At 75.4% G+C, this 24,741-nt stretch carries 24 protein-coding genes and 2 pseudogenes; 15 read left to right on the top strand and 11 right to left on the bottom strand.

From position 1 onward, the window contains the following. The first annotated feature begins 86 nt into the window (after positions 1 to 86). Together LPU43_RS25525 and rsrA are read left to right on the top strand one after the other, a co-directional pair. The gene (locus tag LPU43_RS25525) at positions 87 to 899 is read left to right on the top strand and encodes a sigma-70 family RNA polymerase sigma factor (protein ID WP_305075092.1); all 813 of its coding nucleotides are present in this window, start codon (positions 87 to 89) and stop codon (positions 897 to 899) included. A gap of 1 nt (position 900) precedes the next feature. Beyond that, positions 901 to 1,188 (top strand): mycothiol system anti-sigma-R factor, encoded by a 288-nt coding sequence (gene rsrA, locus LPU43_RS25520; RefSeq protein ID WP_229403064.1) that lies wholly within the window; start codon positions 901 to 903, stop codon positions 1,186 to 1,188. 127 nt (positions 1,189 to 1,315) lie between these two features. Here the strand turns inward: rsrA and LPU43_RS29000 are convergent, their stop codons facing one another. Further along, positions 1,316 to 1,390, bottom strand: coding sequence for a 50S ribosomal protein bL37 (locus tag LPU43_RS29000; RefSeq protein WP_369700219.1), 75 nt, complete (start codon positions 1,388 to 1,390; stop codon positions 1,316 to 1,318). A gap of 227 nt (positions 1,391 to 1,617) precedes the next feature. On the opposite strand from LPU43_RS29000, the gene LPU43_RS25515 reads away from it, so the two are divergent. Both LPU43_RS25515 and LPU43_RS25510 read left to right on the top strand, forming a co-directional pair. After that, positions 1,618 to 1,833 (top strand): biotin/lipoyl-binding carrier protein, encoded by a 216-nt coding sequence (locus LPU43_RS25515; protein ID WP_229403063.1) that lies wholly within the window; start codon positions 1,618 to 1,620, stop codon positions 1,831 to 1,833. Then, positions 1,830 to 2,345: a GNAT family N-acetyltransferase gene (locus tag LPU43_RS25510; RefSeq protein WP_229403062.1), complete on the top strand. Its 516-nt coding sequence runs from the start codon at positions 1,830 to 1,832 to the stop codon at positions 2,343 to 2,345. The genes LPU43_RS25515 and LPU43_RS25510 overlap by 4 nt, the downstream gene beginning before the upstream one ends. A 108-nt stretch (positions 2,346 to 2,453) precedes the next feature. On the opposite strand, the gene LPU43_RS25505 is transcribed toward LPU43_RS25510, so the two are convergent. After that, the gene (locus LPU43_RS25505; protein ID WP_229403061.1) at positions 2,454 to 4,280 is read right to left on the bottom strand and encodes a tetratricopeptide repeat protein; all 1,827 of its coding nucleotides are present in this window, start codon (positions 4,278 to 4,280) and stop codon (positions 2,454 to 2,456) included. Positions 4,281 to 4,503: 223 nt separating this feature from the next. Here LPU43_RS25505 and LPU43_RS25500 point away from each other — a divergent pair, with 223 nt between their 5' ends. The 3 genes and pseudogenes from LPU43_RS25500 to LPU43_RS28995 form a co-directional block, all read left to right on the top strand. Beyond that, positions 4,504 to 5,535: an SIS domain-containing protein gene (locus LPU43_RS25500; RefSeq protein WP_229403086.1), complete on the top strand. Its 1,032-nt coding sequence runs from the start codon at positions 4,504 to 4,506 to the stop codon at positions 5,533 to 5,535. Between the two features lie 83 nt (positions 5,536 to 5,618). Further along, a pseudogene (locus LPU43_RS28845) lies at positions 5,619 to 6,935 on the top strand (histidine kinase N-terminal domain-containing protein); the annotation flags it as partial. 144 nt (positions 6,936 to 7,079) lie between these two features. Continuing rightward, positions 7,080 to 7,307, top strand: a pseudogene (locus LPU43_RS28995) (ATP-binding protein); the annotation flags it as partial. Between the two features lie 181 nt (positions 7,308 to 7,488). Here the strand turns inward: LPU43_RS28995 and LPU43_RS25490 are convergent. Continuing rightward, on the bottom strand, positions 7,489 to 9,141 hold the full coding sequence (locus LPU43_RS25490) for a glycosyltransferase family 39 protein (protein ID WP_373321820.1): 1,653 nt from the start codon (positions 9,139 to 9,141) through the stop codon (positions 7,489 to 7,491). 386 nt (positions 9,142 to 9,527) lie between these two features. Here LPU43_RS25490 and LPU43_RS25485 point away from each other — a divergent pair, with 386 nt between their 5' ends. Genes LPU43_RS25485 through LPU43_RS25470 form a run of 4 tightly spaced genes read left to right on the top strand, consistent with a single transcriptional unit; the run spans position 9,528 to position 12,995 of the window. Further along, a complete protein-coding gene (locus LPU43_RS25485; RefSeq protein WP_229403058.1) occupies positions 9,528 to 11,240 on the top strand; it encodes a nitrite/sulfite reductase in 1,713 nt (570 codons plus the stop codon). After that, complete coding sequence (locus tag LPU43_RS25480; RefSeq protein ID WP_229403057.1) at positions 11,237 to 11,395, top strand: hypothetical protein; 159 nt, start codon at positions 11,237 to 11,239, stop codon at positions 11,393 to 11,395. The genes LPU43_RS25485 and LPU43_RS25480 overlap by 4 nt, the downstream gene beginning before the upstream one ends. Beyond that, positions 11,392 to 12,231: a phosphoadenylyl-sulfate reductase gene (locus LPU43_RS25475; RefSeq protein ID WP_229403056.1), complete on the top strand. Its 840-nt coding sequence runs from the start codon at positions 11,392 to 11,394 to the stop codon at positions 12,229 to 12,231. Before LPU43_RS25480 ends, LPU43_RS25475 begins: the two co-directional genes overlap by 4 nt. Then, positions 12,213 to 12,995, top strand: a complete 783-nt coding sequence (locus tag LPU43_RS25470; RefSeq protein WP_229403055.1) for a sirohydrochlorin chelatase — start codon at positions 12,213 to 12,215, stop codon at positions 12,993 to 12,995. The genes LPU43_RS25475 and LPU43_RS25470 overlap by 19 nt, the downstream gene beginning before the upstream one ends. Before the next feature lie 143 nt (positions 12,996 to 13,138). Here LPU43_RS25470 and LPU43_RS25465 read toward each other — a convergent pair whose 3' ends face one another. Next, entirely contained in the window at positions 13,139 to 13,396 is a 258-nt protein-coding gene (locus tag LPU43_RS25465) for a WhiB family transcriptional regulator (protein WP_007072794.1), read from the bottom strand. 451 nt (positions 13,397 to 13,847) lie between these two features. Next, entirely contained in the window at positions 13,848 to 14,798 is a 951-nt protein-coding gene (locus tag LPU43_RS25460; RefSeq protein WP_229403054.1) for a diacylglycerol/lipid kinase family protein, read from the bottom strand. 43 nt (positions 14,799 to 14,841) lie between these two features. Between LPU43_RS25460 and LPU43_RS25455 the strand changes: the two genes are divergently transcribed. Beyond that, positions 14,842 to 15,231, top strand: a complete 390-nt coding sequence (locus LPU43_RS25455) for a hypothetical protein (protein WP_229403053.1) — start codon at positions 14,842 to 14,844, stop codon at positions 15,229 to 15,231. Positions 15,232 to 15,423: 192 nt separating this feature from the next. Here LPU43_RS25455 and LPU43_RS25450 read toward each other — a convergent pair whose 3' ends face one another. Both LPU43_RS25450 and sodN read right to left on the bottom strand, forming a co-directional pair. Continuing rightward, positions 15,424 to 15,828: an ATP-binding protein gene (locus LPU43_RS25450; protein ID WP_229403052.1), complete on the bottom strand. Its 405-nt coding sequence runs from the start codon at positions 15,826 to 15,828 to the stop codon at positions 15,424 to 15,426. 193 nt (positions 15,829 to 16,021) lie between these two features. Beyond that, positions 16,022 to 16,426: a superoxide dismutase, Ni gene (gene sodN, locus LPU43_RS25445; RefSeq protein WP_229403051.1), complete on the bottom strand. Its 405-nt coding sequence runs from the start codon at positions 16,424 to 16,426 to the stop codon at positions 16,022 to 16,024. A gap of 89 nt (positions 16,427 to 16,515) precedes the next feature. On the opposite strand from sodN, the gene LPU43_RS25440 reads away from it, so the two are divergent. From LPU43_RS25440 to LPU43_RS25430, 3 genes are all read left to right on the top strand, one after another. Further along, positions 16,516 to 16,860, top strand: coding sequence for a S24/S26 family peptidase (locus LPU43_RS25440; protein ID WP_373321819.1), 345 nt, complete (start codon positions 16,516 to 16,518; stop codon positions 16,858 to 16,860). Positions 16,861 to 17,021: 161 nt separating this feature from the next. After that, positions 17,022 to 18,203, top strand: coding sequence for an NAD(P)-dependent malic enzyme (locus LPU43_RS25435; protein WP_229403049.1), 1,182 nt, complete (start codon positions 17,022 to 17,024; stop codon positions 18,201 to 18,203). Positions 18,204 to 18,279: 76 nt separating this feature from the next. Beyond that, positions 18,280 to 19,242: a zinc-binding dehydrogenase gene (locus LPU43_RS25430; protein WP_229403048.1), complete on the top strand. Its 963-nt coding sequence runs from the start codon at positions 18,280 to 18,282 to the stop codon at positions 19,240 to 19,242. An 85-nt stretch (positions 19,243 to 19,327) separates the two neighbouring features. Here the strand turns inward: LPU43_RS25430 and LPU43_RS25425 are convergent, their stop codons facing one another. From LPU43_RS25425 to pta, 4 genes are all read right to left on the bottom strand, one after another. Then, on the bottom strand, positions 19,328 to 20,326 hold the full coding sequence (locus LPU43_RS25425) for an alpha/beta hydrolase family protein (RefSeq protein ID WP_229403047.1): 999 nt from the start codon (positions 20,324 to 20,326) through the stop codon (positions 19,328 to 19,330). 91 nt (positions 20,327 to 20,417) lie between these two features. Next, on the bottom strand, positions 20,418 to 21,407 hold the full coding sequence (locus LPU43_RS25420) for an alpha/beta hydrolase family protein (RefSeq protein WP_444543576.1): 990 nt from the start codon (positions 21,405 to 21,407) through the stop codon (positions 20,418 to 20,420). Between the two features lie 117 nt (positions 21,408 to 21,524). Next, complete coding sequence (locus tag LPU43_RS25415; protein WP_229403045.1) at positions 21,525 to 22,643, bottom strand: acetate/propionate family kinase; 1,119 nt, start codon at positions 22,641 to 22,643, stop codon at positions 21,525 to 21,527. After that, positions 22,640 to 24,706, bottom strand: coding sequence for a phosphate acetyltransferase (pta, locus tag LPU43_RS25410; RefSeq protein ID WP_229403044.1), 2,067 nt, complete (start codon positions 24,704 to 24,706; stop codon positions 22,640 to 22,642). Before pta ends, LPU43_RS25415 begins: the two co-directional genes overlap by 4 nt. Between the last annotated feature and the right edge of the window lie 35 nt (positions 24,707 to 24,741).

The raw sequence follows: 24,741 nt of genomic DNA, 5'->3' as shown, positions 1-24,741 counted from the left end.
CGGCGGGTCGGCAGGGCGGAATGCCGGGACCGGCGCTCCGCGTTACCCCCACGGACAGGGACTTCTGCTTCAGGGGGGTGTGACCGGTGCCGACCGAGACACGGAGCCGGGAACGGGACGAACGGGAGGCGCGGCAGCTCAGACGGCTGCTGGCGGGACCGGAGTGGCCCGCGACGTCGCCACCGGTGGTGAGGACGGGCACACCCGCCGGAAGTGAATCTACGGGCTCCGCCCGGCGCGTATCCTCAGCGGGAAAGCATCCGACGCGAGGGGATGTGCGGTTGACCACCGAGAAGACGGACGAGCGCAGGGCCCGCTTCGAGCGGGACGCGATGCCCTTCGTCGACCAGCTCTACGCCGCCGGGCTGCGCATGACGCGCAATCCGGCGGACGCCGAGGACCTGGTCCAGGAGACGTACCTGAAGGCGTACGCGGCCTTCCACCAGTTCGAGCAGGGCACCAACCTGAAGGCCTGGCTGTACCGCATCCTGACCAACACCTACATCAACTCCTACCGCAAGCGGCAGCGGCAGCCGATCCAGGCGCCCACCGAGGAGATCACCGACTGGCAGCTCGCCGAGGCCGAGTCGCACACCTCCAGCGGGCTGCGCTCCGCCGAGACCGAGGCGCTGGACCGGCTGCCCGACAGCGACGTGAAGGAGGCCCTCCAGCAGTTGCCGGAGGAGTTCCGCCTGGCCGTCTACCTCACCGACGTCGAGGGCTTCTCCTACAAGGAGGTCGCCGACATCATGGGCACGCCCATCGGCACGGTGATGTCGCGGTTGCACCGCGGCCGTCGTAATCTGCGCAAGCTGCTGGAGGGCTACGCCGCGGAGCGTGGTTTCTCCGCCGCGCAGTCGTCGAAGGGCTCGACCGCCGCTGCCGGCCGGGAGGTGTGACGTGAGCTGTGGAGAGCCGCACGAGACGGACTGCCGCGAGGTGCTCGCGGAGGTCTACCTCTACCTCGACCTGGAGTGCGCCGAGGAGCGCCGCACGCTGATCCGCCGTCACCTCGACGAGTGCGGGCCCTGCCTGCGCGAGTACGGCCTGGAGCAGGAGGTGAAGGCGCTCGTCGCCCGCTGCTGCGGCAACGAGACCGCACCCGAGCAACTGCGCGAGCGGCTGCGGGTGCGCCTCACCGAGCTGGTCGTCTTCGAGACGAGCGACACCCGCGAACTGACCGACTGACCGGCGCTCCGGCGCGGAGCGGTCGGCACGACGAAACGATGGCCCGGGTCCGATCGGACCCGGGCCATCGTCGTACCCGGCCACGGCCGGGGGAACGCGGAGCGGTCGGCGCGCGACCGCGCCGTGGTCAGGAGTTGGGGCGCTTGCCGTGGTTCGCGCCGCTCTTCTTCCGGGCCTTCTTCTTCCGGGCCTTCTTCGCCATGCTGACCTCCTCATGTGCTGGTCACGTCCGCCCGCGAGAGCCGCGGCGGTGGTCGCGTCACCGGCGCCCCGGTCGCCCGGGGTCCGACCCGCTGATGCTAGTGCGGGCGGCGTCCGCCGTGGTCCGCCGGGGCGGGCTTCACGGGCCGACGCCCGCCACCCGTCGCGGCGGGCCGGTACGTGATTGGATACCGATCGCAGACACTGCGGTGGAGAGGGAGGGCCGAGATGGCCGAGGAGATCCGCGCCGAGATGGTGGCGAACGTGTGGAAGGTCGTCGCGTCGGCCGGGGACACCGTGTCCGAGGGGGACACCCTGGTGATCCTGGAGTCGATGAAGATGGAGATCCCGGTCGTCGCCGAGTCCGACGGTGTCGTGCAGCGGCTCGCGGTCGCGGAGGGCGACGTCGTGCAGGACGGCGACCTGATCGCGGTGATCGATTGAGTGGCGTGCTGGTCCGGCGGGCGGTCGAGGCGGACTACCCGGCGGTGGCCCGGCTGACCGTGGCCGCGTACGAGGCCGACGGCCAGCTCAAGGGGGGCACCGGCTACGGCACGGTGCTCGCCGACGTGGCCACCCGGGCGGCCAGCGGCGACGTGCTCGTCGCCGTGGACGAGGCGACCGGCGTGCCGCTCGGAGCGGTCCTGTTCGTGCTGCCCGGCAGCCCGTACGCGGAGCTGTGCGGGCCCGGGGAGGCCGAGTTCCGGATGCTCGCCGTCGACCCGGCGGCCCAGGGCCGGGGCGTCGGGATGGTGCTGGCCCGCGCCTGCCTGTCCCGCGCGGCCGAGCTGGGCTGCTCGGCGGTGGCGATCTGCGTGCGGGAGGGCATGGCCGAGGCCGCCCAGCGGCTCTACGCGCGGCTGGGCTTCGTCCGCACGCCGGAGCGGGACTGGTCCCCGCTGCCGGGGCTGCGGCTGCTCGGGCTGCGCCGGGAGCTGTCGCCGGGGACGCCCTGAGAACGGGCGGGCGGATCAGCGGCGGTGGGTGAGCCGCGCCCGGAGGCGGGGCGCGGCCCGGTCGGCGGTGGGTGAGCCGCGCCCGGAGGCGACGACGCGGCGGGCCGGTCAGCGGCGGCGGGTGAGCCGCGCCCAGAGGCGGCGCAGCGGGCCAGGGCGGGGCGCCGGCGCGGGGCCGGAGATCAGCTCGCCGGCCAGGGCCGCCGTCGCCGGGTCGAGGCCGGGGGTGGCCAGCGCCAGGTACGCCAGCGACACCGCGATCGGCACCGGCCGCTCCCGGGCCACCACCGCCGCGTCGGCGAGCCGCTCGGCGACCACGGCGGCCACATCGGGGCGCACCGAAGGGTCCACCCAGGCGGCGGTGACCAGGGCGAACAGGGCCGCCTCGGTGATCCAGTCCTCCACGCCCCAGACCAGCTCGACGAGCACCCGGCGGCGGGTGGAGGACGCCCACGCCTCGTCGGTGCGGTGGTGCAGCAGGCCCAGGCATGCCCAGACCTGCACGCAGCGCACCCACAGCGACGGGTCCTGACCGGCGAGCACCCGGCCCATCCCGGTGGGCGGGGCCTCCGGCGGGTGCACCAGCAGGCCGAGCAGGTCGGAAAGCTCCAGGGTGGCCAGGCCGACCGCCGCGTCGTACGCGGCCGGGGGGTGCGGCCACGCCGGGTGGGCGAGCTGCCGGACGCGGTCGGCCGCCTCCGCCGAGGGCGCCGGCACCGTCGGGGCGGCGACCGCGCCGTCCCAGCGCCACAGCGGCCGGTCGGTGGCCCGCCGGGGCTCGCGCGGGTCCGGGTCGGCCACCGCGGCCACCTCGACCCGCAGCCCGGGCACGGCCGCCGCCACGGTACGCAGCGCGCTCGGCGGCTCCAGCGTCTCCAACCGCACGGTCGTCCCGAGGCCCGGAGGGTCCTCGGTCAGGGCGTGGCGCAGCGCGGCCACGGCCGCGCCGGCGGCCGGGGTGAGCTGCCCGAGCCAGGGCCGGCTGCGGCAGCACTCGGCCAGGTCGCCGTGCTCGTGCGAGTCGTCGGGGTGGTCGCGGACGAAGTCCGCCAGCGCCACCAGGTGCGCCACGTCGCCGTCGCGCTGGAAGCGCAGCCGGTGCGCGGTGTGCACCGCACAGTCGAAGGCGGGGTCGCGGGCCAGGGCCCGGTCGACCCACTCCAGGGCCTCGTCGAGCCGGCCGTTGTCGGCCAGGGTGCCGGCGATGTCGGCGTACACGGCGAGGTCGTTCGGGTCGTGGTCGACGGCCCGGACGAGCGCGGCCAGGGCCTCGCGGGTCCGGCCGGCGCTGCGGTACGCGTACCCGAGCCAGACCTCGCCGAGCTTGGACGGCTGCGCGCGTACCCCGCGACTGGCCCAGCGGATCGCGACGGCGACCTCGCCGAGGCGTCGGGCCAGCGCGGACGCCGCGCCGAGCAGCAGGCCGTGCTCGGGGTGGGCGGCGACCGCGTTGCGGGCCAGCGCCAGGTACGGCGACAGCGGGGCCCGCTCGGCGCGCGGCACCGGGTCGGGCACGCCGGCGCAGACCTGCATGAGCACCTTCGCGACGAGCCCGGGGTCGAGCCGTTGCGGCAGCTCCGGGGCGGTCACCCAGGGCACGCCGGCCCAGTCCGCCCGCCGCTCGTGGCCGGTGGCGGCGGCCAGCAGCTCCAGCCCCTCGGCCGGCCGGCCCGCTGCGGCGAGCAGGTGCGCGCGGGCCACCACGACGCCGACGAAGGCGTGGGAGTGCAGCGCGAACAGCTCCACCCCGCCGCCGCCCGCCGTGGCGGCGATCCGGGCCAGCGTCTCGTGCGCCTCGGGCAGGGTCGGTGCCTTCGCCAGCGCGGCGGCCACGTGCCCGGCCGCGTGCGGCAGGTCGCCCTCGCCCAGCGCGAGCCGGGCCAGGGCCAGCTCCTCTCCCGCCGACAGCGGGGGATCGTCCCTTCCCTCGGACACGTGGGCCTCTCGGTCGTAGGGGTAGGCGCCCGGGAGCGGGTGCTTCTCGCCCACGGCGTCGTCACGGCCGGGCAAGCCTAGGTGATGTTGGGTCACCGTAGTGATCCTCTGCGCAATGCTGCGCGCAATATTGCTCACGGTTTCCCGAACATGCAAGACTGAGCAGGAAACGCGCGGGAACCGCGCAGAGGAAGGGGTACTCGTGACGCGTGCAGGGGCCGGGATGGCCGCCGACATCTCCGAGCAGCCGGCTGGCTACGAGCGGCTGCTCTCCAGCGAGCACGCCGGGGCGATCGCCCGGGTGGCCGCCGTGATCGCGGAACGCCGCCCCCGGCACGTGGTCTTCACCGCCCGGGGCACCTCCGACCACGCCGCGCTCTACGGGGCGTACCTGACCGAGATCCGGCTCGGCCTGCCCGCCGGGCTCGCCTCGCCCAGCGCGATCACCCTCTTCGGCGCCCGGCCCGACCTGTCCGACGCGCTCGTCGTCGGGGTCAGCCAGAGCGGCGGCTCGCCCGACCTCGCCGAGGTGCTGCGCACCGCCCGCGCCTCCGGCGCGCTGACCCTCGCGGTCACCAACAACCCCGAGTCCACCCTGGCCGGGGTCGCCGAGCTGAGCGTCGACATCGCCGCCGAGCACGAGCGGGCGGTGGCCGCCACGAAGACGTACACCGCCGAGCTGCTCGCCCTGCTGATGCTCGTGGAGGGCGTCCGCGCCGGCGACGGCGCGCTGCCCGCCGAGGAGCGCGCCGCGCTGGCCGCCCTGCCCGAGCTGGCCGCCCGCACCCTCGACGACGACACTCCGGCCCAGCTCGCCCCGCGCTACCGGTTCGCCGGCCAGCTCGTCACCACCGGCCGGGGGTACGCGTACCCCACCGCCCGGGAGGCGGCGCTGAAGCTGATGGAGACGTCGTACCTGCCGGCCCTCGCCTTCTCCGGCGCCGACCTGCTGCACGGCCCGCTGGCCATGACCGACCCCGACGTGCCGGTGCTCGCCGTGGTCGGCTCCGGCCCCGGCGGCCGGTCGATGGGCGAGGTGCTGCCCCGGCTCGGCGAGCGCCGCGCCGACGTGGTGGTGGTCGGCTCCGCCGACGTCGCCGGCGCCACCCGGATGGCCGTCCCCGAGGTCGACGAGCGGTACGCCCCGCTGCTGGACATCCTGCCGCTGCAGCGCCTCGCGCTCGCGCTGGCGCTGGCCCGGGGCGAGAACCCGGACGCGCCGCGCGGCCTCAAGAAGGTCACCGCCACGATGTGAGGCGGGGCCGAGACGGGGCACGCCGTCGCGCTGGCCGCCGGCCACCGCGACGGCACCCCGCCCGGCGTGGCAGGCTGGGCGGCGTGTCCACGCTGCGCAACCTCGCCGAGGAGCACACCCGGCTCCGCCCCGCCGACATCGACCACCTGCACCGGATCGCCGGGGACTGGCAACTGCTCTCCGACCTGTCCTTCGCCGACCTGCTGCTCTGGGTGCCGGTCGACTGCGAGGGCGCCTTCCTCTGCGTGGCCCAGGTCCGCCCGACGACCGCCCCCACCGCGTACCAGGACGACCAGGTGGGGCGGATCGTCGGCGGCCCCGACGTGGCCCACCTGGACGTCGCGTATGGGCAGGGCCGGATCTGGCGGGAGGGCGACCCGGTCTGGTACGGCGACGTGCCGGCCCGGCACGAGGCGATCCCCGTCCGGCTGCGCACCACCGACGGGGAGGCCGGCGAGGTGATCGCCGTGGTCGGCCGGGACACCAACCTCTCCACCGCCCGCACGCCCAGCCAGCTCGAACTGAACTACCTCACTACGGCCGACGACCTGGCCCAGATGATCGCCGACGGCACGTTCCCGCCGCCCCGGCACCCGGGCGAGACGACCTCCGCGCCCCGCGTCGGCGACGGGCTGGTCCGGCTCGACGCCAACGGCAAGGTCACCTACGCCAGCCCGAACGCCCAGTCCGCGTACCGGCGGCTCGGCCACGCCGCCCACCTCGTCGGCGAGGACCTGGCCAAGCTGCACCGCCGGCTGGCCGGCGACCCCCTGGAGGGGACCGACGCCGCCAACGGCATCCTCGCCGCGCTGCGCGGCGAGGCCCCGCCCCGGCGGGAGATCGACGCCCGGGGCGCGACCATGCTCACCCGGGCCCTGCCGCTGATGCCCGCCGGGGTGCCGATCGGCGCGCTGGTCCTGGTCCGCGACATCACCGAGGTACGCCGCCGCGACCGCGCCCTGATCACCAAGGACGCCACCATCCGGGAGATCCACCACCGGGTGAAGAACAACCTCCAGACCGTCGCCGCGCTGCTGCGGTTGCAGGCCCGCCGGGTCGCCATGCCGGAGGCCCGGGTCGCCCTGGAGGAGTCGGTACGCCGGGTCGCCTCCATCGCCCTGGTGCACGAGACGCTCTCCATGTCCAGCGACGAGGCGGTCGAGTTCGACGGCATCGTCGACCGGGTGGCCAGCGCGGCGACGGAGGTCGCGGCGACCGAGCAGCACGTCGGGATGCGCCGCCGGGGCAGCTTCGGGGTGCTCCCCGCCGAGATCGCCACCTCCCTGGTGATGGTCCTCAACGAACTGCTGCTCAACGCGGTCGAGCACGGCTTTCCGCCGGCGGCCGAGCCGGAGTCTCCGGCCGGTCCGGCGTCTTCGGCCGGTCCGGTGTCTCCGGTCGCGCCCGAGTCTCCGGCCGAGCCCGGGTCTTCGGCTGCGCCGGAGACGAACGGTCGTTCCGGGGTGGGTGGCGGTTCCGGGGTTGCCGGTGGGGCGGGGGGAGTCCTCCCGCCGGTCGCCGCCGGGGCCGCGAGCGCGGCGCCGCCCGAGGTGGTGGTGTCGGCCCACCGGTTCCGCAAGCAACTGCACGTCACGGTCGCCGACAACGGGCGGGGCCTGCCGGCCGGGTTCGACGCCGAGAGCGGCAGCCGGCTCGGGCTCCAGATCGTCCGGGCGCTGGTGACCGGGGAGCTGCGCGGCACCATCGAGCTGCGCAACGGCGCCGAGGGCGGCACCGAGGCGCTGCTGGTCGTCCCTCTCGCCCGGCCCTGACCGGTCGCGCGGCTCGCGCGGCTTGATCGGCTCGTGCGGCTCGTGCGGCTTGAGCGGCTCGCGCGGGTTGATCGACTCCATGCCGCCGACATGGCGGCATCCCGCCGCTGGGAAACCGCCATGTCGCCGACCCGGTGCGCGCCGGGGCCGGCTGTCGCCGACCAGTGCGCGCCGGGCCGACTCAGCGGGTGAGCAGCGCCACGGTCAGGCCGGGGCGCTGCCAGACCCGCTCGACGCCGAAACCGTCGCGCAGGGCGGCCCCCTTCGCGCCGGGCACCGCGCCGACCGGGTCCGCCCTCCGCCCGGCGACGACCAGCCAGGCCCGCCGCGCCCCGGCCAGGCAGGCGGCCGGGTCCCCGCACTCGTCGGCCCAGTAGTCGCCGCGCGCGTCGCGCCCCCGTACGACCAGCGCGTCCCGAGGTTGCCGGTCGCCGAGGTGGTAGCGCAGCCCGATGTCCGGGAAGAGCCAGCCGTCCCGGGGCGAGAAGACGATCACGTCGCCGGGCCGGCGTCCCTCGTGGACGACCCGGGCCGCTCCCCGGTAGTCGACCAGCGCGTCACGCGGCCACTCGTGGCTGCTCCGCAGCGCCGCCTGGTCCGGCAGGCCGAGCAGCCCGGCGAGGAGCACCACGGCCAGCGCTCCAGGCAGCGCCACACCGCCAGCCCGCGCGCGGTCCGCCGGGCCGTCCGTCCGCGCGCGGTCCGCCGGGCCGTCCGTCCGCGCCCGGTCCGCCGGGCTGCCCGTCGTCGCGCGGTCCGCCACGCTGCCCGTCTGCGCCCGGCCCGCCGGGCCGGGCGTCGGGTCCGTGCCGGCCAGGGCCGCCCCGGCCAGGAGACAGGCGAAGGGGACGGTGAAGAACAGGTAGCGCGGCACCCAGAGCGGCACGGCCAGGCCGGCCAGGAACAGCAGCAGCACCGGCAGCGCCACGCAGGCGGCCGGGAGCAGGGCGCGCCGGCCCGCCCGGGCGACCCCGAGCGCGGCGAGCCCGAGCAGCAGCCCGCCCACCGTGCTGCTCTGTGCCAGCGCGCCCGGCAGGACGGTCAGGTCGGCGGGGCGCGCCTGGTCCACCCAGTCGAGCTGCCGGCCGCGCTGGTTTGCGGCCAGCAGCGCCAGCGGGGCCAGCACGACCGCCGCCGGCAGGAGCGCGAGCAGCCAACCCCAGAACGGCCGGCGCGGTCGCAGACCGGCGGACCCGGGGCGGGCGGTCCGGCCCTCCAGCGGCGGGCGGGCGGCGGAGCCGGGGCGGGCGGCCAGCACCGCCGTCGCGTGGGCGGCGAGCAGGGTGAGGGCGACCAGGTGGGCGAGGCCGAGGGCGGTGACGGCGGCGGCGTACCCGGCCCAGCGCCGCCAGCCGGGCCGATCCAGCGCCCGGACCAGGAGCAGCGTCGCCAGCACGGCGAAGAAGGCGACGAACGCGTACGGGCGGGCCTCCTGGGCGTACCGGGAGGTGCCGGGGAGGACCGCGAGGAGCAGCCCGGCGAGCAGCCCGGCCCGCCGTCCGGCCAGCCGGTCGCCGAGGACGGCGGTCAGCCCGGCGGTGCCGGCCGCCGCCAGCACCGAGGGCAGCCGCAGCGCGGCCGGCGAGTCCCCGAACAGCGTCACCCAGCCGTGCGCGAGCAGGTAGTACGGCCAGATGGCGGCGTCGACGGTGCCGGCCATCCGGGCCAGGTCGCGCAGCGGCCGGGTGGCCGCGCTCCAGGTCGCCAGCTCGTCGCGCCACGGCTGGGCGGAGCCCGTCCCCACGCCCGTCACCGCCAGCGTGGCCAGCGTCGGCCACACCCAGACTGGACGGACCAGCCATGTCAAAGCTCGTGTAACGGACGAACTACCCACATGTCGAGCGTGTCACAGGCGGGCGGTCGACCGCAGCGCACCACCGCCCGTCGGGTGAAGGGTGCGCTGCTCGGGGCCGGTATGGGCCGGAGCACGCATCGGCGGCCCGTGATGTGGGATCACATCCGCGACCGGTGGAAGGCCCACCGTCGGTGTGCGACCATAGCGACATGCTTGCCGCCGTCATCCGTCGCTTCGTGGCCCGTCGCCACGTCGACTACGGCCGCGTGCGCAGCGCCATCTGTCCGGCCCACTGACGACGCCCGACCAATTCGTCTCGGGCGCGCTCCCGCGCCGGCCGTCCCACACCGCCGTCCACGGCCCCTCCCCACGGGCCGGCCGCGCGTCCGCGCTCCGAGGCACAGCAGACAACGGAGGACGCCGCGATGGCGGTCAGCAGCACCCCCGCCCGGCCCGACACCCCCGCGACGCCCGCCGGGCGGGCACCCCGCCGCCCCCGTGGGGAGGGGCAGTGGGCGCTCGGACACCGCGAGCCGCTCAACGCCAACGAGCGGATGAAGAAGGACGACGACCCGCTCAACGTCCGGGCCCGGATCGAGAACATCTACGCCCATGGGGGCTTCGCCTCGATCGACCCGCAGGACCTGCGCGGCCGGTTCCGCTGGTGGGGCCTCTACACCCAGCGCAAGGCGGGCATCGACGGCGGGCGCACCGCCGTGCTGGAGCCGCACGAGCTGGAGGACGAGTTCTTCATGCTCCGCGTCCGGGTCGACGGCGGGCAGCTCACCCTGCCCCAGCTCCGGGTCGTCGCGGACATCTCCCGGGAGTTCGCCCGGGACACCGCCGACATCACCGACCGGCAGAACATCCAGTACCACTGGATCAGGGTCGAGGACGTGCCGGAGATCTGGCGTCGACTGGAGTCGGTCGGCCTGCAGACCACCGAGGCGTGCGGCGACTGCCCGCGCATCGTGCTCGGCAGCCCGGTCGCCGGGGTGGCGGAGGCGGAGCTGGTCGACCCGACCCCGGCGATCGACGACATCGTCCGGCGGTACGTGGGCGACAAGGCGTACTCCAACCTGCCCCGCAAGTTCAAGACGTCCATCTCCTGGCTGGTCGACACCCCGTACGAGGCCAACGACGTCGCCTTCCTCGGCGTGGACCACCCCGAGCACGGCCCCGGCTTCGACGTCTGGGTCGGCGGCGGCCTCTCCACCAACCCGATGCTGGCCAAGCGGCTGGGCGTGTGGGTGCCGCTCGGCGAGGTGCCGGACGTCTGGGCGGGCGTGGTGGGCATCTTCCGCGACTACGGCTACCGCCGGCTGCGCAACCGGGCCCGGCTGAAGTTCCTGGTGGCCGACTGGGGTGTGGAGCGGTTCCGCGAGGTGCTGGAGAAGGAGTACCTGGGGCGCACGCTGCTCGACGGGCCCGCCCCGGAGCTGCCCGCCCGGCCGATCGACCACATCGGGGTGCACCGCCAGCGCGACGGGCGCGACTACGTCGGGGCCGCCCCGGTGGTGGGCCGGGTCTCCGGCAGCCAGCTCGCCCGGCTCGCCGACGTGGTCGAGGCGCACGGCAGCGACCGGGTGCGGCTCACCCCGTACCAGAAGCTGCTCGTGCTGGACGTGGCCCCGGAGCGGACGGAGTCCCTGGTCGGGGCGCTGCGCGGGATCGGCCTGGAGGCCCGGCCGTCGGCCTGGCGGCGCGGCACCATGGCCTGCACGGGCATCGAGTTCTGCAAGCTGGCGATCGTCGAGACCAAGGCGCGCGGCGAGGAGCTGGTGACCCGGCTGGAGGAGCGGCTGCGCGACTTCGACGCGGACATCTCGATCCACCTCAACGGCTGCCCGAACGCCTGCGCCCGCACGCAGGTCGCCGACATCGGGCTCAAGGGGCAGCTCGTGGTGGGGCCGGACGGCCGCCAGGTCGAGGGCTTCCAGGTGCACCTGGGCGGCGGCCTCGGCATGGCGCAGGGGCAGACCGCGGGGTTCGGCCGCAAGCTGCGCGGCCTGAAGACCACCGCCGACGAGCTTCCCGAGTACGTGGAACGGCTGGCCCGCCGGTACCTGGCCAGCCGGACGGAGGGCGAGACCTTCGCCAACTGGGTGATCAGGGTAGACGAGGAGGAACTCCGATGAGCGAGATCCGGTCGACACCGCTGTACTGCCCGTACTGCGGCGAGGAGGACCTGAGGCCCCACGAGGACGGGCACGGCGCGTGGGAGTGCCACGGCTGCGCCCGGGTGTTCACGGTGCGCTTCAACGGCCTGCTGAGCCGGGCGGTGACCCGATGAGCGCCCTGGTCTCGGCGGCGGCCTTGAGGCTGGTCGACCCGAACCGCCCGTCCGCCGCTCCCGGGCACGCGCGCCCGGCGGCCGAGGCCGGCCGCGCCCGCCCCGCCGCCGAGCCTCCCGCACGCGCCGGCCGCGAGCCGGGGCGGCGCGACCCGGAGGAACTGCGGCAGTTGGCCGAGCGGGCCGGGCGGGAGCTGGAGGGCGCGCCGGCGCTGGAGATCGCCCGCTGGGCGGCCGAGACGTTCGGCGACCGGTTCTGCGTGACCAGCTCGATGGCCGACGGGGTCCTGGCGCACCTGGTCTCCCGGGTCGCGCCCGGCGTCGACGTGGTCTTCCTCGACACCGGCCTGCACTTCCCGGAGACCCTGAGGGTCCGCGACGAGGTGGCCCGCCGGCTGCCGGTGAACGTCCGCTCGATCCGCCCCCGGCTCACCGTGGGCCAGCAGGACGGCGAGTACGGCCCCCGGCTGTTCAACCGGTCCCCGGACGAGTGCTGCCAACTGCGCAAGGTCGAGCCGCTGGAGCGGGCGCTGACCGGGTACGACGCCTGGGCCGCCGGGCTGCGCCGCGACGAGTCGCCGACCCGCGCGAACACGCCGGTGGTGTCCTTCGACGCCCGCCGGGGCAGGGTGAAGGTGAACCCGATCGCCGCCTGGCGGCAGGCCGACGTGGATGCCTACGTCGCCCGGTACGACGTGCCGGTCAACGAGCTTTTCAAGCGCGGCTACGGCTCGATCGGCTGCTGGCCCTGCACCCGCCGGACGAAGGCGGGGGAGGACCCCCGGGCGGGCCGGTGGGCGATGTTCGAGAAGACCGAGTGCGGCCTGCACGTCTGACCGGGTCCGGGTCGCCGGGGGCGGCGCTCGCCGCCGGCGACCCGGTGGTCCTCGTCGCGCACGGCAGCCGGGACCCGCGGGCGGCCGAGGCGACCCGGGCGCTGGCCCGGGCTGTCCGCGCCGCCCGCCCCGGGCTCGCCGTGTGGGCGAGCTGGCTGGACCACACCGACCCCGGCCCGGCGGCCGTGCTGCGGTCGCTGGCGGCGGCCGGCCACCCCCGCGCGGTGGTGGTGCCGCTGCTGCTCACCGCCGCGTACCACCGTCGGGTGGACATCCCGGCGGCGGTCGCGGCGGCGCGGGAGTCGGGGCCGCCGATCGACGTACGGGTGGCCGACGTGCTCGGGCCTGCCGGCGGCGCGGCCGACGAGGCTCTGCTGGCCGGGCTGCTGCGGCGGCTGGCCGAGGCGGGGCCCGGCCGGTTCGACGCGCTGGTGCTCGCCGCGGCGGGCACCCGGGACGCGCGGGCGCGCGCCTCGGTGGGCCGGGTGGCGGCGGCGCTCGGCGCGGAACTCGGGGTGCCCTGCAAGGTGTCGTACGCCTCGGCCGCCCCGCCGCTCGCGGGCGCGGCCGTGGCCCGGCTGCGGGCGGCGGGTGCCCGGCGGGTGGCCGTGTCGGCGTACTTCCTGGCCCCGGGGCTGTTCCATGACGCGGTGCTGGCGCAGGCCGGTCACGCCGGTGCCGTGGCGGTGGCCGGGCCGCTCGCGGACGCCCCCGAGCTGGCCGACCTGGTGCTGCGCCGCGTGGACGCCGCGCCGTCGGGCTGACGGGCGCGGAGGTGGTGAGCCACGTCGCCACCACTCCATGATCGTTTGTCGTACGGGTGGGGTAGAAACGTGGCATGGCCGCACAGCAGAACGCCCCGACAGGGGGCGGCCCTGTCGGGGCGTGGAGCTGTGGTGCGGTGGAGTCAGGCGGAGTGAGCGCGCAGCACCCGGAGGCCGCCGCGCCGCTTGACGGCGCGCCGTTCCTCCTCGCTCATCCCGCCCCAGACGCCAGCGTCCTGACCGGACTCGAGCGCCCACTGGAGGCACTGGTCGGTCACGGAGCAGCGCCTGCAGACGGCCTTGGCCTGCTCGACCTGCAGGAGGGCCGGCCCGGACGTCCCGATCGGGAAGAACAGCTCCGGGTCCTCGTCGCGGCAGACAGCATGGTGACGCCAGTCCATGGCGGCAACACTCCTCATTCTGGATGGGTGGCAGATTATTGCTTTGGTGCTTTTCCTTTATGCGTCCGCACGCCGATGGTCACGTTTCGCGTCCGTCAATTCGGCGTTGCGTGAGCAGGCTCTTGCGGCCCTTGGGACCTGCCCGAACGGCTCGGCTGAGCGAGCACATCCAGGCAATGTCCCGGTAACTCAAGTTCGCTTGTGAATACTTTCACGAACTCACGCGATGTCAAGGGTGACGCTCGGAAAAAATCCGAGCGGTGAGCAAGCTCACGACCCTTTTGTCCGGGTTCCAGGATGGCCTGGTTTACCCGCCGTACCACAGTCGCAGATCAATATAGTACAGTCTGCTGGACAATGCTGACATTTCCGGCACCTCGCCCTCGGGTGTGGCGGCCATCGCATCGACCGCGGTGGGGGACCGCTCTCGACCAAGGGCTGTACCCGAGACCTAGCAGATTACTCTCAGTGCGGCCGGAATGGATGCGAATCTAACTTTCTCCCGCTCTCCGAGATAGTCCCCGTCGAGCTGGAACGCCTGGGGCCGGCTCGCCAGCAGCGTGAACTCGCCCACGTCGTGCAGGCGCAGCACCTGACGGCCCCGCGGGTCGGGCGTCCGGGAGAAAAACTCCGTCACCGTGCGTGTCGTGCTCGCGACGCGGAGCTGACGCATCGCCAGCACATCGAGCCCGAGATCGAAGGACGCCTCCGGGTTCGGGTTGACCTCCCGCTCGCCCAGGTACGTCCACGGCGCCGTGTTCTGGATGATGACCGTGCCCAGCTCGTCCTCGGCCGCCTCGCCCGGCCGCTCCAGCCGGATCGCGGGGTGGCGGCGGTCCGAGCCGACGAAGTACTGGCTGACCGCCGAGCGGAGGTAGAGCGCCGGGGTGGAGACCCGGCCGCGCCGGCGGGCCTGCTCCACGCGGTGGATCACCGCCGCGTCGATGCCGAAGCCGGCGCAGAAGGTGAAGTAGCGTTCGTCGGCCTGGCCCAGCCCGATCGTCCGGGACCGGCCCAGCCGTAGCCCCTCCAGGATCATGCTGGTGCCCTCGGGCCACTCGCGGGGCAGGCCGAGCGCTCGGGCGAAGACGTTCGTCGAGCCGCCCGGCACGGTGGCCAGCGCCGGGAGCCGCTCGGCGCGGGTGCCCCCGGTGCGGATCGTCGGCGGCTCGGCCGTCATCAGCCCGTTGACGACCTCGTTGACCGTGCCGTCGCCGCCGAGCGTCACCACCAGGTCGACGCCCTCCTCGGTCGCCTCCCGGGCGAGGTCGGTGGCGTGGCCCCGGCGGCGGGTGTACCGCACCGACAGGTCCACCTGGCTGCGCAGCGCCCGGACCAGGACGTCCCGGCTGCGCTCGCTGGTGGTGGTGGCCTTCGGATTGACCAGCAGGACGGCCCGCATGGGCGGCACTGTACCCCGATTCACCACGGGTATCGTGGCGCGCGTGACCATCGACTCGGACCGGCACCCGACCACGCTGAGCTGGGCGGTCCGGTTGCTCCGGGGGGAGGCGGTCGCCCTCGGGCTGGTGGCCGCCTGGCTGATCTGGGCCGACCTCACCGCCGACGCCACCGACCTGCCGTCCGCGCTGCTGGTGACCGCGTTCGCACTCGGCGGCGCGGCCGCGCTCTGGGCGCTCGGCGGCGCGCTGAACCGGCGCCGGGCCGGGGCCCGCGCCCCGGCGATCGTCCTTCAGCTCATGCTGCTGCCGGTCGGCTGGTTCATGATCCAGGGCGGGATGGGCTGGCTCGGCGTGCCGCTGATGGCGCTGGGCCTCGGCGTCAGCGCGCTGCTGGTGAGCACGCCGACGAACCGGGCCCTCGGCTTCGACTGACCGCCGGCCGGCGCGCGGCGCTTCGGCGGTCGACCCCCCTGGCCGGCGGCCGGCGCGTCGACGGGCCGATCCCCGGCCGGCGGGCGGCGCGCCGATCCTCGCCCCCCGGCCGATCCTCGCCCCCCGGCCGATCCTCGCCCCCCGGCCGATCCTCGCCCCCCGGCCGGCGCCCGCCGCCCGGGGGCGGCGGGATCAGTAGCCGGCGCGGCGGGTCAGCAGGGAGATGGTGGCCCGGCCGTTCGCCGCGTTCGCCGACGCGGCGGTGGTGAGCGCCGTCAGCACCTTCCAGGCGAACGACGACTCGGACGGCAGCGTCGCGCCCCGCACGGTCGGGACGGTCACCTCGACGGTCAGCGCGTCCTCGGTGACCGCGAAGCGGCACTCCAGCTCGGCGTCGCGGGTGGCGATCGCGAGGAGCATGGCGCACGCCTCGTCCACCGCGATCCGCAGGTCCTCGATCTCGTCGAGGGCGAACTGGAGGCGGGCGGCGAGGCCAGCCGTGGCGGTGCGGAGCACGCCGAGGTAACCACCGTCGGCGGGCACCGTGAGGTGCACGATGTCGTCGTCGGTGGCCGGTAGGCCGGTCAGTTGAGTCACGCCTCATCCCCCCGGCGGGGACTCTACCCCGTCCGGACGACGCGCGCGTGGGCACGCCGGGCGAACGCCGACGGACGCGGGGCACGGCGGGCCGGCGTCCGCCCGTACCGCCGGGGGTTGTTCGTGGCCCGACGTGACGACGGCCGGCACGCCCTCGGGGGGGTGCCGGCCGCGCGTCATGCGGACCCGGAGGTCACGCCTGCTTGGTCTCCCAGAAGATCTTCGAGATCTCGTCGATCTTCTGGAGCAGCTCGTCGGCCTTGGCCGGGTCGACGGTGCCCTTGGCGCCGCCGGCACCCGCCAGCTTGGTGGCCTCGTTGAACAGGGTGTGCAGGTTCGGGTACTTCTCGAAGTGGGCGGGCTTGAAGTAGTCCGTCCACAGCACCCACAGGTGGTGCTTGACCAGCTCGGCGCGCTGCTCCTTGATGATCAGCGCCCGGGTGCGGAACTCGGGGTCGGTGTTCGCCTGGTACTTCTCGGCGATCGCCTTGACCGACTCGGCCTCGATCCGGGCCTGGGCCGGGTCGTAGACGCCGCAGGGCAGGTCGCAGTGGGCGCTGGCGGTCACGCGCGGCGTGAGGATGCGCGGAAGTCGCATCGGATTCCTCCATGGGACGTTTGCGATGATCCAAGACGACATTACTCCTGGAGATGATGCTCCCCGGTCCACCGGAGGCGAAACCCCCGATGCGCGCCGACGAAACCCGGGCCGCGGACCGGCTGCGCGGGCCGCTGGCCGCCGTACTGGTGACCGGCCCCTCCATGGCGCCGACCCTGCGCCACGGGGACGCCGTGCTGGTCCGGCGCGGTGGCCGCCCGATTCGCCCCGGAGACGTGGTGGTCGCCGTCTTCCGCAGCCGACCGGAACTGCTGGTGGTCAAGCGCGCGGTCCGCCCCGCCGACGGCGGATGGTGGGTACGCGGCGACAACGACCTGGTCACCGACGACTCCCGGGCGTACGGCGTGGCCGACGTGCAGGGCCGCGTGCTGGCCCGATACTGGCCCCGACCGGGTCGACTGCGCCGTCCTTGAGCTACCCGTGAGTATGACCCTACTCACATCCCAGTACTACCGCCGACACTATGCTCGGCAGGTGCCCGGGTGACCCCCGCACCGCGTCACCGCCGCCAGTTCGCCTCACCACGCAACCGCGCCGGCCGCCTCGTCTGCATCGACAGATCCCTGGAGTCACCATGTCTTCGTCGTCCCCCGTGGACCCCGCTGATCCCGTCTTCCGACTGCACGCCGGCGGCAAGATGGCCGTCGCCGCCACCGTCCCGCTGGCCAGCCGGGAGGACCTCTCCCTCGCGTACACGCCCGGCGTGGCCCGGGTGTGCGAGGCGATCGCCGCCGACCCCGCCCTGGTCGACGACTACACCTGGGCCGGGCGCGCCGTCGCGGTCGTCACCGACGGTTCGGCCGTGCTCGGGCTGGGCAACATCGGCCCCCGCGCGGCGCTGCCCGTGATGGAGGGCAAGGCGGTGCTGTTCAAGCAGTTCGGCGGCGTGGACGCGGTGCCGGTCTGCCTGGACACGCAGGACGTGGACGAGATCGTCGCTGTGGTGAAGGCCCTCGCCCCCTCGTTCGGCGGGATCAACCTGGAGGACATCAGCGCGCCCCGCTGCTTCGAGGTGGAGCGCCGGCTCGACGAGGCGCTGCCCATCCCGGTCTTCCACGACGACCAGCACGGCACCGCCATCGTGGTGCTCGCCGCGCTGCGCAACGCGGCGACCCTGCTCAACCGCAAGCTCGGCGACCTGCGGGTGACGGTCAGCGGGGCGGGCGCGGCCGGGGTGGCGGTCACCCGGATGCTGATCGCCGGGGGCGTCGACCCTGCCCGGGTGGTGGTCTGCGACTCCAAGGGCATCATCGGCCGGCACCGCACCGACCTCACGGGCACGAAGGCGGCCCTGGCCGCCGACACCAACGCCTCGGGCCGCCACGGCGACATCACCGAGGCGCTGCGCGGCGCGGACGTGCTCGTCGGCGTCTCCGGCGGGCAGATCCCCGAGGCCGCGGTGGCCGGGATGGCGCCCGGCGGCATCGTCTTCGCGCTGGCCAACCCCACCCCCGAGGTGCACCCGGAGGTGGCCGCCCGGCACGTCGCGGTCGTGGCCACCGGCCGTAGCGACCACCCCAACCAGATCAACAACGTGCTGGCCTTCCCCGGGGTGTTCCGGGGCGCGCTGGACGCCCGCGCCACCCGCATCACCGACGGGATGAAGGTGGCCGCCGCCGACGCCATCGCGGGCGTGGTGGCCGAGACGCTGAGCGCCGACGCGATCGTGCCGTCACCGCTGGACCCGCGCGTCGCCCCCGCCGTGGCCGAGGCCGTCGCCGAGGCCGCCCGCCGCGACGGCGTGGCCCGCGCCTGAGGTGTAAGGAGGGGCACCTTCTTAACGCATTCGGTAGAGGAAGGGCCCCTTCTTAACGAGGGCCGTCCTTGTTACGGTGCGGACCATGCGTGCCGCGTATGCCACCCGCTTCGACGCCGACAACCCGCTCGCCGCGCTGGCCGTGGGCGAGCGCCCCGAGCCGACCCACCCCGAGGACGGCTGGATGACGGTGCGGGTGCGGGCCAGCTCCCTCAACCACCACGACCTGTGGTCGCTGCGCGGAGTCGGCCTCGGCGCGGACCGGCTGCCGATGATCCTCGGCTGCGACGCCGTCGGCACCGACCCCGACGGCAACGAGGTGGTGGTCTACCCGCTGGTCGCCGACCCGGGCGACCCGCGCGGGACGTCCATCCTCTCCGAGCACTTCCAGGGCACCCTGGCCGAGCTGGTCGCCGTACCCAGGGCGAACCTGCTGCCCCTGCCGGACGGCCTGTCGGCCACGGACGCGGCCTGCCTGCCCACCGCGTGGCTCACGGCCTGGCGGATGCTCACCACCAAGGGCCGGGCGGAGGACGCCGAGTCGGTGCTGGTCCAGGGCGCGGGCGGCGGCGTCGCCACGGCGGCCGTCGCGCTCGCCGTGGCGCTCGGCAAGCGGGTGTACGCGACCAGCCGCGACCCGGGCAAGCGCGAGCGGATCACCGAGCTGGGGGCGACCGCGCTGGAGCCCGGCGCCCGGCTGCCCGAGCGGGTCGACGTGGTGATCGAGACGGTGGGAGCGGCCACCTTCGACCACTCGCTGAAGTCCGCCGCGCCGATGGCCCGGATCGTGGTCTCCGGCGCGACGGCCGGGCACGAGCCGAAGGTCAACCTCCGGCGGGTCTTCGCCATGCAGTTGGAGATCCTCGGCACCTCGATGGGCACCCCGGGCGAGCTGACCGCCCTGCTCGCGTTCTGCGCCGAGCGCGGGGTGCGCCCGGTGATCGACAGCGTGGTGCCGTTCGGCCGGGTCGAGGAGGCGTTCGCGCGGCTGCACTCCGGCGAGGTCTTCGGCAAGATCGTCATCGACCACACGGCCTGAGGGCCGCCGCTGGCGGTGGCGGCGGTGGCGGCGGCGTTAGGAAGGGACCCTTCCTATACCGAAAGCGTTAACAAGGGGCCCCTCCTTACAAGCGGTCGTCGAGGGTGGCCAGGTTGCCCCGGGTAGCGCCCGTCGGGAGGCGGCGCTTGGCCGCCGCGTCGCCGTACAGCGTCCAGCGCAGGAACTCGACGGTGGTGTCCGACACCACGCGAAGCGAGTCGTCGTCGGCGAGCAGCGCGCGCCCGTGGTCGCCCTTCGGCAGGCTCAGCATCGCCTTGGGCCACGGCACCTTCTCGTACGCCGCCCGCCCCGACGCGTAGGCCACCACCTCGTCGGCCTCGCCGTGCACGAAGAGCTGCGGCGCGGCGGCCCCGGCGAAGGCGGTGCCCACGCCCAGGGCGGTGCCCGCGAGGACCACCCCCGCCCTCAGCCGGTCGTCCCGCCCGCCGGTGAACAGCCCGATCGTGGTCACCGCGCCGGCCGAGTGCCCCGCCGCCGCCACCCGGTCGGCGGCGAGCCGGCCGCGCAGCGGGTCGCCGTCCACCGTGTCGAGGGCGAGCAACCGGGTCAGCGCGTACGACACGTCGGCCGGCTGGTTGAGCACGTCCAGCATCCTGCCGTCGCCACCCTTGGCGGTGTGCGGGAAGGTCGGCGCGGCCACCACGAAGCCGGCCGCCGCCCAGCGGGTGAGCAGCGCGGCGTACTCGTCGGGCCGGCTTCCCAGACCGTGGCTGAACATCACCACCGGGAACCGGCCGGTCGCGGCGGGGGGCGCGGACCGCTCGGCCGCCCCGCCGGCGCTGCCCCGCGCCGGGTACCACACGGTCACCGGCAGCGGCCGGTCGTCGCGGGTGAGCCTGAGCTGGCGCACGCCGACCGCGAACGCCTCGCTCGGCGCGGTGCCGGCGGGCACCCCCGGGGCGGCGCTGCCGGGCGCGGGCGGCGTCGGCGCGGCGGCGGTGGGCGCGGGCGTCGGCGGCTCCGCCGGGGCCGCAGCGCGGTCGGTGTCGCCGGAGCAGCCGGCGGCCAGGGAGGCGGCCAGGAGGGCGGCGGCCAGCGGGGCTCGGGTACGGCGACGGCGCATGGCTGTGATTGTGCCGCGCGGCCGGCGGTCACCGGAGGAAACCCCGGACGGGCCGCCTGCCGGGAGCCGCGCCGGGGATGCGACTCGGTGCCTAGCCGCGGCCCGGCGCGTCGCCGCCCCGCCCGCCCCGCCCGTCCCGCCCGGCGGGTTCGGTGGGTTCGGTGGGGCGGAGCGGGGCGTTAAGAAGGGGCCCCGGCTCTACCGAAGGCGTTAACAGGGGGCCCTTCCTTTCGAGGGTGGGGTGGGTCCGGAGGCGGGCCAGGGCGGCCGGGTCGCCGTAGAGGGTCCAGCGGAGGAAGTCCGTGGTGGTGGCGAGCACCTGGACGAAACCCGGATGCCCGGGGGCCAGGTACGCGCCGTGGTCCTGGCCGGTCAGCGTCAGGAACGCGGCCGGCCCGGGTGCCCGCGCGTAACCGGCCCGGCCGACGCTCAGCGGCACGATCGGGTCGGCCCCGCCGTGCACGAACAGCACCGGCGCGGACGGCCCGGCGAACGCGCCCGCCAGCCCGCCCCCGGCGATCACGATGCCCGCCCGGAGCCGGGGTGAGTGCCCGGCGGTGAGCATCCCGGCGGTGGTGAAGCCGCCCGCCGAGTGCCCGGCCGCGGCGAACCGGGCGACGTCGAGGTGACCGGCGAGCGGGTCGCTCCGGCGGGCGTCGAGCCGGACCAGGTGCCGAATCAGCCGCCAACCGTCGGCGGGCTGGTGGCGCACGTCCGCGCGGGTGAACCGGGCCGCCCCCCGCCGGGTGTGCGGGTACGCGGGCGCGGCCACCACGAACCCGGCGGCGGCCCACCGGCTGGTCAGCGGCGCGTGCAGCTCGGGCAGGCTGGCCAGCCCGTGGCTGAACACGACGACCGGGAACCGCCCCGGGGCCACCCCGCCGGGGCCCGCCGGGTACCAGACGGTCACCGGCAGCGGGCGCGCGCCCGCCGGGTCGAGGGTGAACGTCCGCACCCCGACCGGGTACGCCCCGGCGGGCGCGGGCCGGGCGGGCGGGGCGGTGCCGGGGGCGGCGGCGGTGGCCGTGCCGCAGCCGGACAGCAGCGCCGCCGCCAGCGCGGCGAGCAGCAGCCTTTTCACCCCCACGGCTCCACGGTAGGCGGCCGGCGGCCCGGTGCGGCCCCACCGTCCGGACCAGCCGGGGCGGCCATCCGGCCGGAGCGGCGGGGCGGGACGGTCGGGGGCCCGAGGCCCGGGTCAGCGGGTGCGCTCGGCGACCGCGCGGGTCTCCCGGGCGATCTCCCGTTCCTCGTCGGTGGCGACCACGCAGACGGCGACCTCCGCGCCGTCCGGTGAGATCACCCGGTCGCCGTGTCCGGCGTTGCGCCCCGGGTCGACGGCGATGCCGAGCCGGCCCAGGCCGGCCAGGGCGGCGGCCCGCACCGGCGCGGCGTGCTCGCCCACCCCGGCGGTGAAGGTGACCGCGTCGACCCGGCCGAGCAGGGCGTAGTACGCCCCGACGTACCCGGTGATCCGGCGGCAGTAGACGTCGAAGGCGAGGGCGGCGTCGGGGTCCCCGGCGTCGCGGCGGGCCAGCACCTCGCGCATGTCGTTGGCCCCGGTCAGGCCGAGCAGGCCGCTGCGGTGGTTGAGCAGGTCGTCGATGTCGTCCACGCCCAGCCCGCCCTCGCGGCGCAGGTGGAAGATGATCGTCGGGTCGAGGTCGCCGCTGCGGGTGCCCATGACCAGGCCCTCCAGCGGGGACATCCCCATCGAGGTGGCGACGCTGCGCCCCCCGGCCACCGCGCAGGCGCTCGCCCCGTTGCCCAGGTGCAGGGTGATGGTGTTCAGCTCGGCGTACGGGCGACCGAGCAGCTCGGCGGTGCGACGGGAGACGTACGCGTGGGAGGTGCCGTGGAAGCCGTACCGGCGCACGCCGTACCGCGTCGCGGTGTCCCTGTCGATCGCGTAGGTGGCGGCGGCCTCGGGCAGCGTGTGGTGGAACGCGGTGTCGAAGACGGCGACCTGCGGCACCCCCGGCAGGGCCTCGCGGGCGACGCGGATGCCGGCCAGGTTCGCCGGGTTGTGCAGCGGCGCGAGCGGGACCAGCTCCTCGATCGCCGCGAGGACCGCGTCGTCGACGCGCACCGGTTCGGCGAAGCGCCGCCCGCCGTGCACCACCCGGTGCCCGACGGCCGCCAGCCCGGTGAGGTCCAGCCGGTCGAGGATCTGGCGCACGGCCGTCTCGTGGTCGGCCGGGCCGCCGCCGGGCTCGCCGATCCGCTCGACGGTGCCCCGGTCGACGATCTCGTCGCCGTCGTAGAGCCGGTACTTGACCGACGACGACCCGCAGTTGAGGACGAGTACCCGACTCACGACGCCTCCCCGGCGGCCTGGATGGCGGTGATGGCGACGGTGTTGACGATGTCGGCGACGGTGGCGCCCCGGGACAGGTCGTTGACCGGCCGGCGTAGGCCCTGGAGCACCGGGCCGACGGCCACCGCCCCGGCGGAGCGCTGCACCGCCTTGTACGTGTTGTTGCCCGTGTTGAGGTCCGGGAAGACGAACACCGTGGCCCGTCCGGCGACCGGGCTGTCGGGCAGCTTGGTGGCCGCGACCGCCGGGTCGATCGCCGCGTCGTACTGGATCGGCCCCTCGACCAGCAGCCCGGGGCGGCGCTCGCGGACCAGCTTGGTGGCGGCCGCGACCTTCTCCACGTCCGCGCCGGCCCCCGAGTCGCCGGTCGAGTACGACAGCATGGCGACCCGGGGTTCGATGCCGAACCGGGCGGCCGTGTCGGCGGAGGAGAGGGCGATGTCGGCGAGCTGGTCGGCGTCGGGGTCGGGGTTGACGGCGCAGTCGCCGTAGACGAGCACCCGGTCGGCGAGCAGCATGAAGAAGACGCTGGAGGCGACGGAGAGCCCCGGCACGGTGCGGATGATCTCGAACGCCGGGCGGATGGTGGCCGCCGTGGTGTGGGTGGCCCCGGAGACCATGCCGTCGGCCCGCCCGGTGTGCACCATCATCGTGCCGAAGTAGTTCGGTTGGGCCATCACGTCGTGGGCCAGGTCGAGGGTGACGCCGCGCCGGGCGCGCAGCTCCGCGTACCCGGCGGCGAACTCGTCGCGCCACTCGCTGGTCGCCGGGTCGACCACGTGCGCGCCGGCGATGTCGATGCCCAGCTCGCGGGTGCGCCGGGCGACGTCGTCGGGGCGGCCGAGCAGGGTCAGCTCCGCCACGCCCCGGCGCAGCAGGACCTCCGCCGCGCGCAGGATCCGCTCCTCGGTCCCCTCGGGCAGCACCAGGTGGCGGCGGGTGGCGCGGGCGCGGTCGATCAGGTCGTACTCGAACATCAGCGGGGTGACCCGCTCGGAGCGGCTGACCCGCAGCCGGCGGGACAGGTCCTCGGTGTCCACGCATCCCTCGAACGCGCCGAGCGCCGCCTCCACCTTGCGGGGGTTGGCGACGCTGGGCCGCCCCTCGATCCGGCTGGACGCGGCCACCGTGTCGTAGCTGTCGCTGGGCACCGAGAGCACCGCGAACCCGGTGTTCAGCCCCTTCACCAGCCGCATCGCCCGGGGGTCCGGCTGCTCGCCGAGGGTGAGCACCACCCCGGCCAGGGAGACCCGCCCGGCGACGTGGGCGGCGCTCGCGGCCACCAGCAGGTCCGCCCGGTCGCCGGGGGTGATCACCAGCGCGCCCTCGGTCAGGTGGTCCAGCAGCGTCGGGACGTGGGCCGCGCCGACCACGTAGTCGAGCACGTCGCGGCCGAGCGCGGCGTCGTCGCCGGCCAGCAGGGTGGCGCCGAGCGCCGCCGCGACCTCGGCCACCGTCGGCGCGGACACGGCCGGCGCCTCCGGGATCGCGTACGCGGGCACGGGCAGCTCGGGCAGGCTCATCGGCCCCGGCACCCGGTTGGCGATCACCGCCAGCACCGTCGCGCCCAGGTCCTCCAGGTCGTGGTACGCCCCGCGCGCCGCCGCCGCGATCGCCTCCGGCTCCTGCCCGAAGCCGTCGACCACCGGCACCACCACGCTGCCGAACTCGGTGGCCAGCCGGGCGTTGAAGGCCAGCTCGCGGGGGCCCGCGCCGTCCCCGCCGTCGGCGAAGTCGCTGCCCACCACGACCACGGCCGGGCAGCGCCGCTCGACGTCGCGGTACCGCGCGACGATCCGGGAGATCAGCTCCTCGCGCCGGCCGTCGGCGACCAGGCCGGTCGCCTCCGCGTACGTCGTGCCGGAGAGGTCTGCCGGCGGCAGGTCGACGCGGTAGCGGTCGGTGAGCAGGGCGAGGATGGGATCGGGGTTGGTGCCGGAGACCAGCGGCCGGAACGCGCCGATCCGACCGACCTGCCGGGAGAGGAGTTCGGCGAGGCCGAGCGCGATGGTCGACTTCCCCCCGCCCGAACCCACGCTGGTCAGATACACGCTCCGGGCCACGCCCTCACGCTACAAGATCGCCGGACGCAGCGCCG

This window comes from Micromonospora okii (assembly GCF_020884795.1).
Classification (GTDB): Bacteria; Actinomycetota; Actinomycetes; order Mycobacteriales; family Micromonosporaceae; genus Micromonospora; species Micromonospora okii.
Note: the sequence above shows the minus strand (reverse complement) of the source record. Positions and strands in the feature narration are given on the sequence as shown.

Coding starts and splice junctions, on each gene's coding strand:
- sodN (WP_229403051.1), bottom strand. CDS start 16,426: ATGCGACTTCCGCGCATCCTCACGCCGCGCGTGACCGCCAGCGCCCAC.
- LPU43_RS25460 (WP_229403054.1), bottom strand. CDS start 14,798: ATGCGGGCCGTCCTGCTGGTCAATCCGAAGGCCACCACCACCAGCGAG.
- LPU43_RS25440 (WP_373321819.1), top strand. CDS start 16,516: ATGCGCGCCGACGAAACCCGGGCCGCGGACCGGCTGCGCGGGCCGCTG.
- LPU43_RS25465 (WP_007072794.1), bottom strand. CDS start 13,396: ATGGACTGGCGTCACCATGCTGTCTGCCGCGACGAGGACCCGGAGCTG.
- LPU43_RS25500 (WP_229403086.1), top strand. CDS start 4,504: ATGGCCGCCGACATCTCCGAGCAGCCGGCTGGCTACGAGCGGCTGCTC.
- LPU43_RS25515 (WP_229403063.1), top strand. CDS start 1,618: ATGGCCGAGGAGATCCGCGCCGAGATGGTGGCGAACGTGTGGAAGGTC.
- LPU43_RS25435 (WP_229403049.1), top strand. CDS start 17,022: ATGTCTTCGTCGTCCCCCGTGGACCCCGCTGATCCCGTCTTCCGACTG.
- LPU43_RS25485 (WP_229403058.1), top strand. CDS start 9,528: ATGGCGGTCAGCAGCACCCCCGCCCGGCCCGACACCCCCGCGACGCCC.
- LPU43_RS25475 (WP_229403056.1), top strand. CDS start 11,392: ATGAGCGCCCTGGTCTCGGCGGCGGCCTTGAGGCTGGTCGACCCGAAC.
- LPU43_RS25425 (WP_229403047.1), bottom strand. CDS start 20,326: ATGCGCCGTCGCCGTACCCGAGCCCCGCTGGCCGCCGCCCTCCTGGCC.
- LPU43_RS25480 (WP_229403057.1), top strand. CDS start 11,237: ATGAGCGAGATCCGGTCGACACCGCTGTACTGCCCGTACTGCGGCGAG.